Source organism: Rahnella sp. EDr1-12 (genome assembly GCF_049206505.1).
In the GTDB taxonomy this organism is placed as follows: Bacteria; Pseudomonadota; Gammaproteobacteria; order Enterobacterales; family Enterobacteriaceae; genus Rahnella; species Rahnella rivi.
Genome location: NZ_JBLZNY010000014.1, coordinates 1 through 12,775 on the forward strand (window position 1 = coordinate 1; position 12,775 = coordinate 12,775).

Below are 12,775 nucleotides of genomic sequence, written 5' to 3' on the forward strand. Positions count from 1 at the left end.
AGCGAATTAAATTATCATTGGGTGCAATGAGTCCGGTTAAGTACCGGAAGCATCTGGGGATCACAACATAATCAGTCCAACAAAACATCCGCATCTCCAAAAGTGACATTATCAAATGGGACTTACAAACGCGGTACGGTTAACGCGAATTATGTTAAATAAAGCCAGACTTCTCAAGCAAAGACACAACCGCTGTCTCTAACCCAAAATTCAAGTATAATAAAGGGCACTTAATTTACTGAGAGTAACCGATTTTGATCACTAACATTCCTTCTAAGGAAGACTTCTATGCCACCGCTTCTCACATGGTAAATGAAGCCTGGGAAAACCTTACTAGCATTGCCCATGAGTATATCCAACTTCAAGAAAGGAACGAGTATTATGAGCAATCAGAGTTTCATAATGAAGAAAATTTAATTGTACTCGACAATTTCTGGAACTATGTAAGACCAAAGCTAATATCGGCCTTAGCATTAGTACAACAATCTGTTGAATTTAGACTCAAGGGATTGATTGTTGAAATATCACCATACTTACTTATAACCAATGCTTCGAAAAACATACCAAAATTTGATGAAAATGGGAATATTCCTTTTAGCTCATTCCATACATTAGATGCTCAGGATTTGTTCAAAGTACATCATGCTTATTCCGAGAATAAAATTGAAGAAGGATTTTTTTAATGGTATTCCGAAATGCGTTTGTTACGAAACACATATATGCACACTGTTGAATTGAACCGGGACATTTCTGTGGAAATGTTATTTGAATCTATAATTAAAGCGCATAATTATTTAAATAAAGATTATGGACATTGGATATGGAGTCGTTACAACTATAGATCTAAACATGCTTCGAATGGCATTCAATTTAAAGATATGCCACCTGGGAATATTTTTGAAATGCTGCCTACCCATATTGAATTAACCTCCTGCATTAAATTATCGAGCAATGAGAGATGTATAACAAACTTCGGTTACGATAAAAACAATGAAAACTATTTTTGCAAGCCCTGCGTCTCCGTTATGGAAAAAAGTGATTATTTTGACTCTAAATATCTAGATGAGTGCATTGGCACCATACAATATAATGAAGTAAAAAGTAAATATGCTTGCATTTTTTGCCAACATGAACAATTAGAGGAACCTGCACCCCTCTGGGGTGAAGAGAATTAATTTTTAACTTCTTGATGCAAAATAATAAAAGCATCATGAAAAATATATCTAAGCAACAAATTTTCATAAGTCTAGTAAATAAATTAGACTTTCTCTTCTGTCCATAAATTAGGGTAATGGTTTTTGATCTTGTCACAACGTACCCTGCCAGCAACTCTACCACATGTACCGATAACCGCCTTAAGGAGAGCCTCTAATTTGCTAGTGTCATATTCATTATTGATAAGTTTATGATCTGTAGCGTTAAGATACTTTCTGGCGTAATACTCTTTTTTATCAAGTGAACCTTGATAGGAGTCTATGTCCTCTTTGTAGTTAGTCCAGCGAATGAAGTGATTATCAAACTCTCCGAAGTTTAAGTCCAGATAACATTCAATTGCAGCTGCCTGGCCATTAATATTAGCTATTGCAAGTCCACCTGGACCGCGCGCGGGGAACCGTTCAAACTCAGGAAGGTCAGGTAGACACATGCAACCCATATTATCAGGGAGAATCATTGCATTTATCTTATTAAGAGCATCAACTCCTTCACTATCGTTATCAAGGACAAATACAATCTGGTTTTGGACGTCAATTTTAACCAAACCTTCTGCAAATTTCGCTAATCCTCCAGTTCCGGGAAATGGATGACGTGCCTTTACATCAATAAACCTAAAGAAGTCTGCAACACCAGGCTTTAACTGCTTAAAGGCTTTACTTAAAATATGGGCGTCTGATGTACCTTCCGTAGCGATAAGAAAAGACTTTTCACGCCTAACCCCTGTTTTTATTTCATCAATATGTACCCAACCATTAGAAACTATCTGACCATAGTCCCATTCTACGAATTCCGTTCTGTTTTTTTGGTTTTCACTCAACAGTCGAATTAGTGAATACGGATGAAGAATATTAATTATGCATCCAAATGCGGTTTTTTCAGACCAAAAAGTATAACTATATGGATCAAAATTCGGTATTTTTTTTATTACAGATAGCGGAAATTTGTTTTTTATTAACTCCATATTTCTTTCAGGATATTGGTAGTCTATTTCGAACTCTTCTGAGCTCAGGTCGCTCAGAGAATACTGATTTAGAAAATGCTGGAATTCATCAAAGGTGTAGAGCACTCCTAATGGCTCATAATCTTTAGGGTAGCATTCAATCATCTCCTCCCGGTCCTGTGTAATATGCTTGACTAATGTGTCGTATTCTAAGCGAATAACATCTAAACTGAACCCCAACAGCTCGACTCGGTCCGCAACCTCCGCTAATGTCTTACGCAGGACGGTAAAACTCAAAGCCCGTTCTTCACTCGGCTCCTCCCCCTTTGCAAGTTCTTCGAAATATTCTGGCAGCACTACATGGTCGCATTTCTGAAACAGTGCGCCGTGATCGGATCCCATGAAATTCTTGCTCGCGTCCAGCATAATATCAGAAACCGTCAAAGAAATTATTGTTCCCATGCTTTAACCTTATTTTTGTATATCACCAAGTTGTTTATAGAAAATTCTAAAAACAAGAAAACGGAAATTTATTTTGAATTCACTCTGAAAGTCTAGCCTCAGCTAGAATAAACTTCCGCTGCTCATCTGCACATTTATAGCATGCGAAGTACTCAATAGTCTTCATGTCGCCAGTTACGTATTCTTCACAATGTGGACAGTGAATCGCTGACCACCCTCTGTCAAAACACGAAACGCAGCTCCATTGGCCATCAATATAAAATACAGACTTTGGATCATGCTCACATTCATGACAGCCTGCAATACATTCCCCACCTTCTTCCCACCAGTCGTCACCGGTTACATATACGTCACGACACAATGTGATTAATGCATTGGTGGTAATTTCATGAGAACACTTTGGACATTTATTATTGTCAGGACTGAAAAATTCAAAGGGTGCTTTACAGTTTGGACAAGGCAACGTGTCTTTTACTTGCTCGACTGCAACACCCTGTGATTCGCAAACCAAACATTGATAATCATCACCCCACCTATGAGTGTCATTAACCTTACCTGCTTCTAATCCGCATTGACGACACTTCACAACTTTGATTTTCTTTAACTTTAAAATTTCAATGTCTTTTGAAATTTCATTAAATCGAGCATTTAGAAATTCCTTCTGTTTTAGCATTCTCTGATGTACGCGATCTAATTCTTTCTGGAAGTTAATAAACTCACCCTTCCATTCAACCGTGAGTAAATTATACAGATGGTGCCATGAAGACCATTGCTGAGCCACCACGCCCGCTTTATTAGCCTGTGTGCTTGAATATTCCGTATGTGCAAAGTGGACAATCTGGTTTCTATGCGCACCTAACGCCATGAAATTTTTTAGAATGTTATCATCAAGCCTAATACCCAGAATACTTTTAAGGCGTTGAACCGCATCGTTGAAGTACACCGAATTAAAATCACCAACACTAAAACTTTGTTTATTTGCCTTGCCAGGGTCAGCTAATATTAAAGTCCAGTGTTCAAGCATGAGTCTTGCCTTTAAGAAAAGCTCAATCGCCGTATAAAAATCAACGATTGAATTATTAGGCCTTTTATCAAGGTCATCAATAGAGGATTCTAAGAAATCGATCGCATTTATTACTAAAGAATGAAAAAGCTGTTCATTGCTTTGAACCGTTTGTTTGAGGATTTCGCGTGTCATATTTTCCCACGTTTTAGATTTTAGCCGCTGATGAACATTATACCTTTAGAGCCAGGGGGCTGTTACATTTTATAATAGTTTGATGTTGGCTTTACCTGATGAGGTTTTCACAACCTTCCTCCATCATCCTCTTTCTTTCCTGCATCACAACCTGCGGCAAAACGGGTAAAGATCCGCAAATGCCGCACCCCCTTACAAATCCTTCATCTAGTACTTGGCAACCCCGAGGAACCATAGATATTGCGTTTTTAAGTAATCCACCCTTCTCTGCCCACAATTATTTGTGCGGTAAAACGGCTTATCTGAAATAACTTCCGCAGCCCGCCGGAAAATTTAGGCTAATTAATTGCATTGAAGTTATAAATTTTATCTTTTCAACTTTATATAATGGGACTTATATAAAGTTAGCCACACTCAAAATGATCTGGTAATCTATCCAGTAGTTATACGTGCAGATGATTTTTCGCTAAAGATCGTGCAGGTTTCGCTACGTGAAATCTGCAAGGTAAATCCCCTGCATCCTTCTCAGAATCCGCGTAGCGTTGTCAATGGCCGGGAGTTCACTTTTTAAGCTATATATGGGCAAATTATCTCCAACCAACCAGACGCTACCTACTATCCAAGCTGAAGACGATGTTCTGTCCAAGCTTAAGGAGTTTGTTCAGGACAAGGAGGCTTTTTCTCCCAATACGTGGCGACAACTGATGAGTGTTATGCGAATCTGCCATAGATGGTCGATAGATAATAGCCGACCATTTTTGCCTATGCTTCCGGCTGACCTTCGCGATTACCTGAACTGGCTGCAGGAGAATGGCCGGGCCTCTTCAACGATTGCGACGCATGGCTCATTGATTTCGATGTTACACCGTAATGCTGGCCTAACGCCCCCTAATTCTTCACCGCTGGTTTTCCGCGCAGTGAAGAAAATAAATCGTGTCGCAGTCGTCTCGGGTGAACGTACTGGCCAGGCCGTACCCTTTCGTCTTGAAGATCTGCTTGAGCTTGATGCGCTCTGGTCTGACTCAACATCGCTTCGCCATAAACGAGATTTAGCATTTCTGCATGTTGCTTACAGCACGCTGCTGCGTATCAGTGAATTAGCCCGTCTCCGCGTTCGCGATATCTCCCGGGCAACAGATGGCAGGATCATACTTAATGTGAGTTACACCAAAACAATTGTCCAAACTGGCGGCCTGATCAAGTCGCTAAGTTCGCAGTCCTCCCGGCGGCTAACTGAGTGGCTGTCGGTGTCTGGTATAAATTTAGAACCTGACGCCTTCCTCTTTTGTCCGGTGCACCGCTCTGGGAGTGCAACTCTTTCAATCACCCGTCCGCTGAGCACGCCGGCGATTGAATCTATTTTCGCCCAGGCCTGGCGTACAATTGGAGCTGGTGAAACCATCATACCAAATAAAGGGCGTTATACTGCCTGGACTGGTCACAGTGCTCGCGTAGGAGCAGCGCAGGATATGGCGGGACGTGGCTATGCTGTAGCTCAGATCATGCAGGAAGGAACTTGGAAAAAGCCTGAGACATTAATGCGTTATATTCGTAATCTTCAAGCGCATGAAGGCGCCATGATTGATATCATGGAAAAAAGTCATACTGGAAAATTTAATTAAATATGAATTCATAAAAAATAAGTATGAATTATGACTATAATCTACCACGTTGTTCAATCCTGAGTTGCTCTGTTAATCATTACCTCTTTTTACGCCCTCCCAATAATTCTGGGGTCCGCTTGGAAAACGGAAAATATCCTACGCTAAGCCTGTTTTTTAAGCAGGCATGACAGGCAGCTTTGAGCGAAAAGCGGACGTCGTGACTTGTAATCTGAAATGGTGAACAAAGTTGGAGCGTGCAAATGGAAAAGAGCACCTCAGCGCTCTCCTGTTACCCTTTAACTACATGAATTCTATTCCCAACTTGCGGAGTCAGACAGACTTCATAAACCAGTCAGGCACGCAAATCAGTTCTGGCGATTTCAGAGCTGCTCGCTGATGAGAACAGTATGACAACGCGCACCCGGCATCATTTTTTCCAGGCCATCAGTCAGCATCCTGCCGGCAGCATGCAGATCTTCCAGCGGCATTTGCGACAGACTCTCAAGGATGAACCACATTCTGCTATCTGCCACGCTCAGGCGTGTCCGAATGCCCTGTCGCCAGTTCCACCGGCGGCAAGTTACGCCAGTATCATCACGCCAGATAACTTCACCCGCGTCCGGTGACTCGCTTCCCGGCTGGCCGTCCTTCATGGTGTCAAAGATTTCTGTACCTTCTGCAACAACCAGCCGTGGCCTTCCTGTGTATGCCGCAACGTTTTCTCCGCCAACCGGAACGGCATATCGGATGCTGACGGCGTTATACAGATCGACCACCGGATCGAGAGAGGCCATCGTGCCATCTTTAAGAACCCGCTTGCGCAAAGCTTCCGCTGAACAGGGTGTTCGTTTTGGTTTTGCCCCAAAGGCGCGAAATACCTGCGCCCATGCGTTCAGGTGCGCCTCTGCCCAGGCAGGCTGCCCTGCCTTAACTGACTCGCAGGCTTCCCGCAGCGCGACTTCTCCAACCCGTTCATCAGCCACGGGTGTAGCTTCCACGCTGATACTAAGTGCACGAAATCCTGGTGCGATGCGGTAAATTTCGGAGCTGATTGACGGTGACACGGCTGGCATATGATAATCCTGTAATGACTGATTTATTACATGATAATGACCGATGACCAAAAAAGTCAACATAACGACCGACGCCGATGCAGCCAGGGTAAACGAGGCCGTTTCCGCGCATGTAAAGCTCTACCGCAGCCAGAAAAAAATGTCGCTTGATGAGCTTTCCCGCCGTTCAGGCGTTAGTAAGGGAATGCTGGTAGAGATAGAAGGATGTAGGGCCAACCCCAGCATTGCACTACTCTGCCGCCTGGCGTCTGCTATGAACGTATCGGTGGCCGATTTTGTTAATGTCGCCGGTAAGCCCGCCGTTCATCTTATTGATTCTCGTGATATCCCGGTGCTCTGGAAAGGAGAAAAGGGTGGCAGTGCGCGATTGCTGGCCGGCACCAGCGGACCGGACATGGTCGAACTTTGGGAGTGGACGCTTTACTCAGGGGAAACCTTTGAATCTCCCGGACATCCAGAAGGCACCAGCGAACTGCTCCATGTCGCAAAAGGGATCCTGACACTCGTCGTCGGCGACACTACTTACGTGATTAACCAGGGAAGTGCAGCCGTTGCGAGAACGGATGCGCCGCATGCCTACATGAACAACGATGCTGACGTGGCCGTGTTTACCATGACGGTGAACGAGAAAGGCCGCTGAAAATTCAGTGTCCGCTTCTGGCACGCAGCAGACAAACACGTGACGCTGAAGGTCTGCTGTGAGCGAGGAGCGGACGTGCAACTTATGCCCTTATCATTGAGCCAGATAAGAAAAAATATTTTTCATGCAGTTATTGAAGTCATGTGATTAAACAATCTTACAGCTATTGAACAGACATCATAATCTTCGATGTTTGATAATACTGCCAGGGTATAGGCTGCTTCTGTGAGCGCAAAAAAATATGTTTCTCTTCCAAACGTAGAACCCTGGTGACAATAAATTTTCCCTGATTTATCCTCATCGAGTTCAATGCCAAAGCAGTATGAATTATGGTCTTCAATCATAATGTTGGTGTCAGTAGTCAGGGGAAGAGGGGTAAGCATTTTTCTTATCAACTCCTTTCCTCCGACCAAACCCGAAGAAAAATTCAGTCCCCATTTCATTAAATCATTAGCAGATGAGTGTACAAGGCCTGCTCCGGTAACGCCCCATGGGCTGTGAACAGGGAAAAATATATTGTTATCTTTTTCTTGATATCCTCTGACAGATTCCTTCTCCATAGAAACCCCATCGGAAACAAAGGAATCATTCATATCCAGAGGTAAAAATATTTCCTTTTTAACAAAGTCCGATACGGCTGGTTCACAATAAAGTACAGATAGCCGTCTGACCTGCCCCCGGCCTGTCGCCACAGGCCTTTTTCGATTCGGCGTCCGGAACGGACACAGATACCGGTAGTTGCCGCCGACACTTCCTGAGTAAGACCTTTATTTCGTTGAGTTATGGAAAAATCGACCTGTCTGATGTTGAGCGTCACAACCTCTCCATGGGAAGAAGAAACATGACGCTAAGATTACAAACAGGCCAAAGTAATTGTCGCCTAATACCTCAGGTTCAGATTGGTTATATAATAATGATATTTGCTTCTGCTTTTTTTTAATTTAGGGTTATCACTTACTACTGCTGTTAAGAACAGCGCTTAATAAAAATGTAATATGTATCATTTCATGAAAAGAGTAAATTGTTAACAGAGTAATCATTAGCATTGAATGTCGTTTAATATCAATAAGTTAGCTGAACACTGAAAACTTAGAAACTTTCTTTTGAAATTAAAAAAAACATTCTAAAACAACGAAAAACGTTTCATTACACTCCATGGTTTTTATTTTCCAGTTAATTTAACTTTAATGAAGTAGCTCATTAGCTACGGGATGGGCCAACGATTATCTCATGTATTTATTACCTTTAAGGATGGATTATGAGACATAAAAAATTAATTCTTGCTTTAGGTGTTTTTGTCCTCTCTGCGACGCGACTTTCTGTCGCCGCACCCTTACATAACGAACCGTTTACGGATCACTCCCCACATACCTTCTTGCTTGTCGGCGATGCTAATGGCGGTGACGGCGGGAACGGGGGTTCTGGTGCCAATTCTCCTGGTGGTCCTGGAGGAGACGGAGGAAATAACAGCGCCAGCGGTAACGGGAACGGCAGTGGTAATGATAACGGTACTGGCAATGGCTCAGCTAACGGCAATGGTTCCGGAGACGGTGACGGCGGCGGTGATGGTGGCGATGGTGGTGGCGATGGTGGTGACGGCGGCGGAGCGTAATCAGGCTGCAGAATCTAACTAAAAATGGTCGCCTCATGAAGGCGGCCATTAATTAAAGGATGAAACTTTTATGTCAAAGCTACACAACACTCTGATTTTTCTTCCGCTGTCTGCAGGTCTGCTCCTTTCCCTGCCGGTATTCAGTCAGACACTCCCGCAGGACACTATCCAGCTGTCTGCCTGTGAGAGCCAGAACGGACAGGATGGGAACGGCACTTCGCCTGACGGAGAAAATGGTAAAGACGGCGTGCCTGGTACAGGCTGTCTGAACGGAGGTAACGGCGGTAACGGCTCTGCTTCAGGTGGTAACGGCGGAAATGGGGGAAATGGCGCAGGCGCCGCGAATGAAACCCATCACAAACACCACAAACATCATAAAAATACACACGGTAGCGCTAATGGTGGAAACGGTGGTGATGGTGGGTCAACAGACAATGCGCCCGGAGGTGCTGGCGGTGATGGAGGTAACAATGACCAGTCAGAACATCTGTAAACGATGCCGTACCGTACTAAGGTGCTCCACGCTGATACTGGCGGTTTTAACTCACTACGGTTATGCCTCTCCGGCATACCCGACCCCTTTTCCTGATTCCTTATCACTGATTTCTGATGGTGGAAACGGCGGGGACGGTGGTCCGGGTGAAAACGGAGGGGATGGCGGTAACGGCGGCAATGCTGGGACCGGCTCCAACTCAAATGGCGGAAATGGTGGAAATGGAGGCACAAACGGAGCCGATGGAGGGGATGGTGGCAACGGAGGAAGCGGGAATAATTCATCCGGTGGTGACGGTGGTGACGGTGGTGATGGTGGCGGCATATAATTTATAACGCAGAGGATGATATGAAAAACCTTCTCATGAAAGTTGTTTACCTCATTATTCTGACCTCAGCATTACTGAGACCTTTCATTGCCGTATTCACTGTAACGTCCTCTCTGGCGACCGGAATATTCAGCACGGCGGCATGGGCAGACGGTGATGGTGGCGACGGTGGTGATGGTGGCGACGGTGGTGACGGTGGCGGTGAAGGAAACGGCGGAGACGGAGGGAATGCTGGCTCTGGCAGCAACGGAGATGGCGGCGACGGCGGTAATGGAGGTGAGAACGGAGGAAACGGAGGGAACGGCGGTAATGGTGACGGATCAGGTAATGGAGGAAACGGAGGCGATGCGGGTCCTGGCGGCGTCGGCGGTCAGGGTGGCAGTGGCGGGAATGAGGGAGGACATGATGGTTCTCCCGGGATTAGTGGCGCTAAATAGTTATCCGTCTGCCGTTAACGTGGTCTGCCGGAGGTTAATTACCCCGGCGACCTCATGCATACAGACTGAGCAGACAGTAAGGCAATGCTGAGACACCGTGCTGCAGGGCCTTAACTGCGAAAGCCAGCACTGAACAAAGGGAACAGATCACTTCATTCTGGCTGCATATTCTGGCAACCGGCAGATTTTTCGGCAAATTCACAGGGCGTCATCCAGCCCGGTGCAGAATGAGGATGACTCTGGTTATAGTGTATGCGCCAGGCCCAGATTTTGCACCGTGCATCCTCCAGAGATATGAACCCGTTCTCGTTTAGACATTCCTGCCACTTCTGTTGAACGCAGATTCTGCCCCACACCGAACGCCAGGGATTAATCAATATCCTCTCCTGGCACGATGTAGACATGATGGTGCGAGTGGTCCGCTGTGAGCGAGGAGCGACGTTGAGTATTCTGCTCAACGTCACCCAGTTCAGCTCCTGGCGTTAAGATCTTCGCGAGTTGGACCTTGAAAGTAGATGCTACTTATATGGCAACTACGCGGTTGTGTCAGCACGAAACGAATCGTTTCCCAGATCGATCGTCCATTCATTAAACGTTCTCCCATTCTGGGTTGACTATCGACAGACGTATCTAACCCTGTAAATTCGAAATCCGGAGGGTACAACCCGGTAACACGGATATTTTCTTCAGATAACTGCTGTGCCAGTTTAGTTGTAAACCCGCTAAGCCCGTGTTTACTGGCGAAAAAGGCTGGGTGGGCAATAGAATCCGTAAAATTCGGGATCCCACATGAAGATATAATTGAGACAATATCAGCATTTTCTGAACGTCTTAACCCAGGCAGCAGAGCCTGAGTCAGTAGAATCGAACCTGTCAGGCCTGAACTGACGGTATTGATAATTTCTGTGTCAGGCTGATCGTCCAATCTCCCTGACAACCACTGAGCAGCATTCAGGATTAAAATGTCTACAGGCTTGTCTGAAGTTAACAACTGTGAAGAAAACTGAGAAAGGGATTCAGGCCGGGTTAAATCACAGATATACCCTTTTGCAATGCCGCTTTCAGCAGCGATGATGCTGCAGGTTTTTTGAATATCTTCAGCCCGCCGTGCGCAAAAATCCACCTCGACGCCCTCTCGTGCCAGCCACACGCACAGCGCCTGGCCAAATCCCCCGCCTCCACCGGTAATAACAGCTCTTTTACCTCTCAGCATCTTCATTCATCCTTTTCCTGATGACTATGTGTGGATGTAGATATACATGAGAGAGTTAAGTGACATCTTTCAGTTAATGCTCTTTTTGCATGAGGAACAGAAATAAGCTGCACTGCAAATTGTTTAAGCGTGTGTCAGGGGATTAGCAACGTCCGCTTCTGGCACTAAGCGGACGCGCGCGTCAGGTCCGCTATGAGCGAGAAGCTGCCTGTCAGTGCGGAACTGTCACCGGTACCTTTCAAAGCCTTTGTATCCATCCCTGAATGATAATATCTTTTATGATAAACCCTTCTGTCACCTTACTCCTGTTTATCAGGATAAATTACAAGGACTAAACTCATGCCCACCCCAGATATTCGTGCCACAATCGGAGGGGTTATTTTTTTATTTATGTCAGTTTTAGTATCAGCGTCCGCTACTCAGTCTATACACATACCTTCAAAGCATCCGAACTCGCAGCGTATTTCTGTACAGACACAAGGCTCAGGACCGGATGTCATATTGATTCCGGGGCTGGCATCGTCTCGCGAAGTTTGGGCCGATTTAGCATCAACTTTACGTATGAGTCACCGTATTCATCTTGTTGAACTTGCGGGTTTTGCAAGTACGCCTGCCATTTCCAATCCAGAGGGAAAGGTCATCGATCCGGCAGTTGACGCCATCGCTGATTACATTCAAACCCAGCACCTCGAAGCACCGGCGATCATTGGCCATTCGCTTGGGGGGGAGATTGCATTGATACTGGGGTCCCGTCATCCCGACCAGGTCGGTCGTTTGATGATCGTCGATGCCTTACCTTTCTATACGTTGATGATTGACCCTGCTGCAACCACCGAAACTGCTGCCCGACAAGCCACAGCTATGCGGGATTGGCTACTGGGGCAGTCGCCGGAACAAATCAAAGAGTTTCAGAAAACATCCATAACCCGTTTAGCTAAGACCAAGGCGGTGAGGCCAGCTTTGGTGACTGCGGGGATTAATTCTGATCGAAAAACTGTAGCGGATGCCGTGTATGAATTGATGACTACGGATCTGCGTCCAGAACTCGCCCGCATCAAAGCGCCGATTGAGATCGTCTACGCGTATGACGCCTTATTCGGGGTTCCTGCGGCCAGAGTGGATGCGATGTACCGTCAAGCCTATGCTTCTGCTCCCGATGTTCATTTCACGCGGATCAATGACAGTTTTCACTTTGTCATGCTTGATCAGCCCGAGCGGTTTTCCAGCGCGGTAGAGTTATTCTTAAATCAATAAAGGATGCTTTTGCACATCAGGTTGACGTTGCAGGAGTATCTAAAGTCCGGTCAGCAGATCTAGCTGGCCTAAACATAAGGTCAGCAATCAAGATGTTCTGACATAGCTGAGTCTTTGTAATGTCCGCTTCTGGCACACAGCATACAAACACGTAAAGCTGAAGGTCTGCTGAGAGCGAAGAGCGGACATACCACCACATCATGCATTTGTGCCAAAAGTAACTTTTGTTATTTGTAGTCTCTAAGTGCCAGCCGGAGATGATGAGCGATAAAGTCGGCTTTAAGAGTACTATAGAGAGGAATATTA

The 12,775-nt window shown here is 45.4% G+C and carries 13 protein-coding genes and 1 pseudogene; 8 read left to right on the forward strand and 6 right to left on the reverse strand.

Going from position 1 to position 12,775, the window contains the following annotated elements; genetic code table 11:
* Nucleotides 1-254 precede the first annotated feature (254 nt).
* Together ACO0U8_RS24055 and ACO0U8_RS24060 are read left to right on the forward strand one after the other, a co-directional pair.
* Nucleotides 255-683: a hypothetical protein gene (locus ACO0U8_RS24055; protein ID WP_421671754.1), complete on the forward strand. Its 429-nt coding sequence runs from the start codon at nucleotides 255-257 to the stop codon at nucleotides 681-683.
* Between the two features lie 36 nt (nucleotides 684-719).
* Nucleotides 720-1,175, forward strand: a complete 456-nt coding sequence (locus ACO0U8_RS24060; protein WP_421671755.1) for a hypothetical protein — start codon at nucleotides 720-722, stop codon at nucleotides 1,173-1,175.
* A gap of 83 nt (nucleotides 1,176-1,258) precedes the next feature.
* Here ACO0U8_RS24060 and ACO0U8_RS24065 read toward each other — a convergent pair whose 3' ends face one another.
* On the reverse strand, nucleotides 1,259-2,617 hold the full coding sequence (locus ACO0U8_RS24065) for a HEPN/Toprim-associated domain-containing protein (RefSeq protein ID WP_421671756.1): 1,359 nt from the start codon (nucleotides 2,615-2,617) through the stop codon (nucleotides 1,259-1,261).
* A 79-nt stretch (nucleotides 2,618-2,696) separates the two neighbouring features.
* Nucleotides 2,697-3,815, reverse strand: coding sequence for a hypothetical protein (locus ACO0U8_RS24070; RefSeq protein WP_421671757.1), 1,119 nt, complete (start codon nucleotides 3,813-3,815; stop codon nucleotides 2,697-2,699).
* A 578-nt stretch (nucleotides 3,816-4,393) separates the two neighbouring features.
* Between ACO0U8_RS24070 and ACO0U8_RS24075 the strand changes: the two genes are divergently transcribed.
* A complete protein-coding gene (locus ACO0U8_RS24075) occupies nucleotides 4,394-5,437 on the forward strand; it encodes a tyrosine-type recombinase/integrase (RefSeq protein WP_421671758.1) in 1,044 nt (347 codons plus the stop codon).
* 362 nt (nucleotides 5,438-5,799) lie between these two features.
* Here the strand turns inward: ACO0U8_RS24075 and ACO0U8_RS24080 are convergent, their stop codons facing one another.
* Nucleotides 5,800-6,492 carry a B3/4 domain-containing protein gene (locus ACO0U8_RS24080; RefSeq protein WP_421671759.1) on the reverse strand — a complete coding sequence of 231 codons (693 nt, stop codon included), beginning with the start codon at nucleotides 6,490-6,492 and terminating at the stop codon, nucleotides 5,800-5,802.
* 43 nt (nucleotides 6,493-6,535) lie between these two features.
* Between ACO0U8_RS24080 and ACO0U8_RS24085 the strand changes: the two genes are divergently transcribed.
* On the forward strand, nucleotides 6,536-7,132 hold the full coding sequence (locus tag ACO0U8_RS24085; protein ID WP_421671760.1) for a helix-turn-helix domain-containing protein: 597 nt from the start codon (nucleotides 6,536-6,538) through the stop codon (nucleotides 7,130-7,132).
* A 122-nt stretch (nucleotides 7,133-7,254) separates the two neighbouring features.
* On the opposite strand, the gene ACO0U8_RS24090 is transcribed toward ACO0U8_RS24085, so the two are convergent.
* The gene (locus tag ACO0U8_RS24090) at nucleotides 7,255-7,824 is read right to left on the reverse strand and encodes a serine hydrolase domain-containing protein (protein WP_421671761.1); all 570 of its coding nucleotides are present in this window, start codon (nucleotides 7,822-7,824) and stop codon (nucleotides 7,255-7,257) included.
* A 990-nt stretch (nucleotides 7,825-8,814) separates the two neighbouring features.
* On the opposite strand from ACO0U8_RS24090, the gene ACO0U8_RS24095 reads away from it, so the two are divergent.
* The 3 genes from ACO0U8_RS24095 to ACO0U8_RS24105 all read left to right on the forward strand — a co-directional run bounded on the left by ACO0U8_RS24095 (nucleotide 8,815) and on the right by ACO0U8_RS24105 (nucleotide 10,002).
* Nucleotides 8,815-9,237: a hypothetical protein gene (locus ACO0U8_RS24095; protein ID WP_167864424.1), complete on the forward strand. Its 423-nt coding sequence runs from the start codon at nucleotides 8,815-8,817 to the stop codon at nucleotides 9,235-9,237.
* 146 nt (nucleotides 9,238-9,383) lie between these two features.
* Nucleotides 9,384-9,572 (forward strand): hypothetical protein, encoded by a 189-nt coding sequence (locus ACO0U8_RS24100; RefSeq protein WP_421671762.1) that lies wholly within the window; start codon nucleotides 9,384-9,386, stop codon nucleotides 9,570-9,572.
* A 13-nt stretch (nucleotides 9,573-9,585) separates the two neighbouring features.
* Nucleotides 9,586-10,002, forward strand: a complete 417-nt coding sequence (locus ACO0U8_RS24105) for a hypothetical protein (protein WP_421671763.1) — start codon at nucleotides 9,586-9,588, stop codon at nucleotides 10,000-10,002.
* 191 nt (nucleotides 10,003-10,193) lie between these two features.
* On the opposite strand, the pseudogene ACO0U8_RS24110 reads toward ACO0U8_RS24105, so the two are convergent.
* Nucleotides 10,194-10,322 (reverse strand): annotated as a pseudogene (locus ACO0U8_RS24110) (integrase core domain-containing protein); the annotation flags it as partial.
* A gap of 149 nt (nucleotides 10,323-10,471) precedes the next feature.
* A complete protein-coding gene (locus ACO0U8_RS24115; protein WP_421671765.1) occupies nucleotides 10,472-11,215 on the reverse strand; it encodes an SDR family oxidoreductase in 744 nt (247 codons plus the stop codon).
* A 339-nt stretch (nucleotides 11,216-11,554) separates the two neighbouring features.
* Here ACO0U8_RS24115 and ACO0U8_RS24120 point away from each other — a divergent pair, with 339 nt between their 5' ends.
* On the forward strand, nucleotides 11,555-12,469 hold the full coding sequence (locus tag ACO0U8_RS24120; protein WP_421671764.1) for an alpha/beta fold hydrolase: 915 nt from the start codon (nucleotides 11,555-11,557) through the stop codon (nucleotides 12,467-12,469).
* The last annotated feature ends 306 nt before the right edge of the window (nucleotides 12,470-12,775 follow it).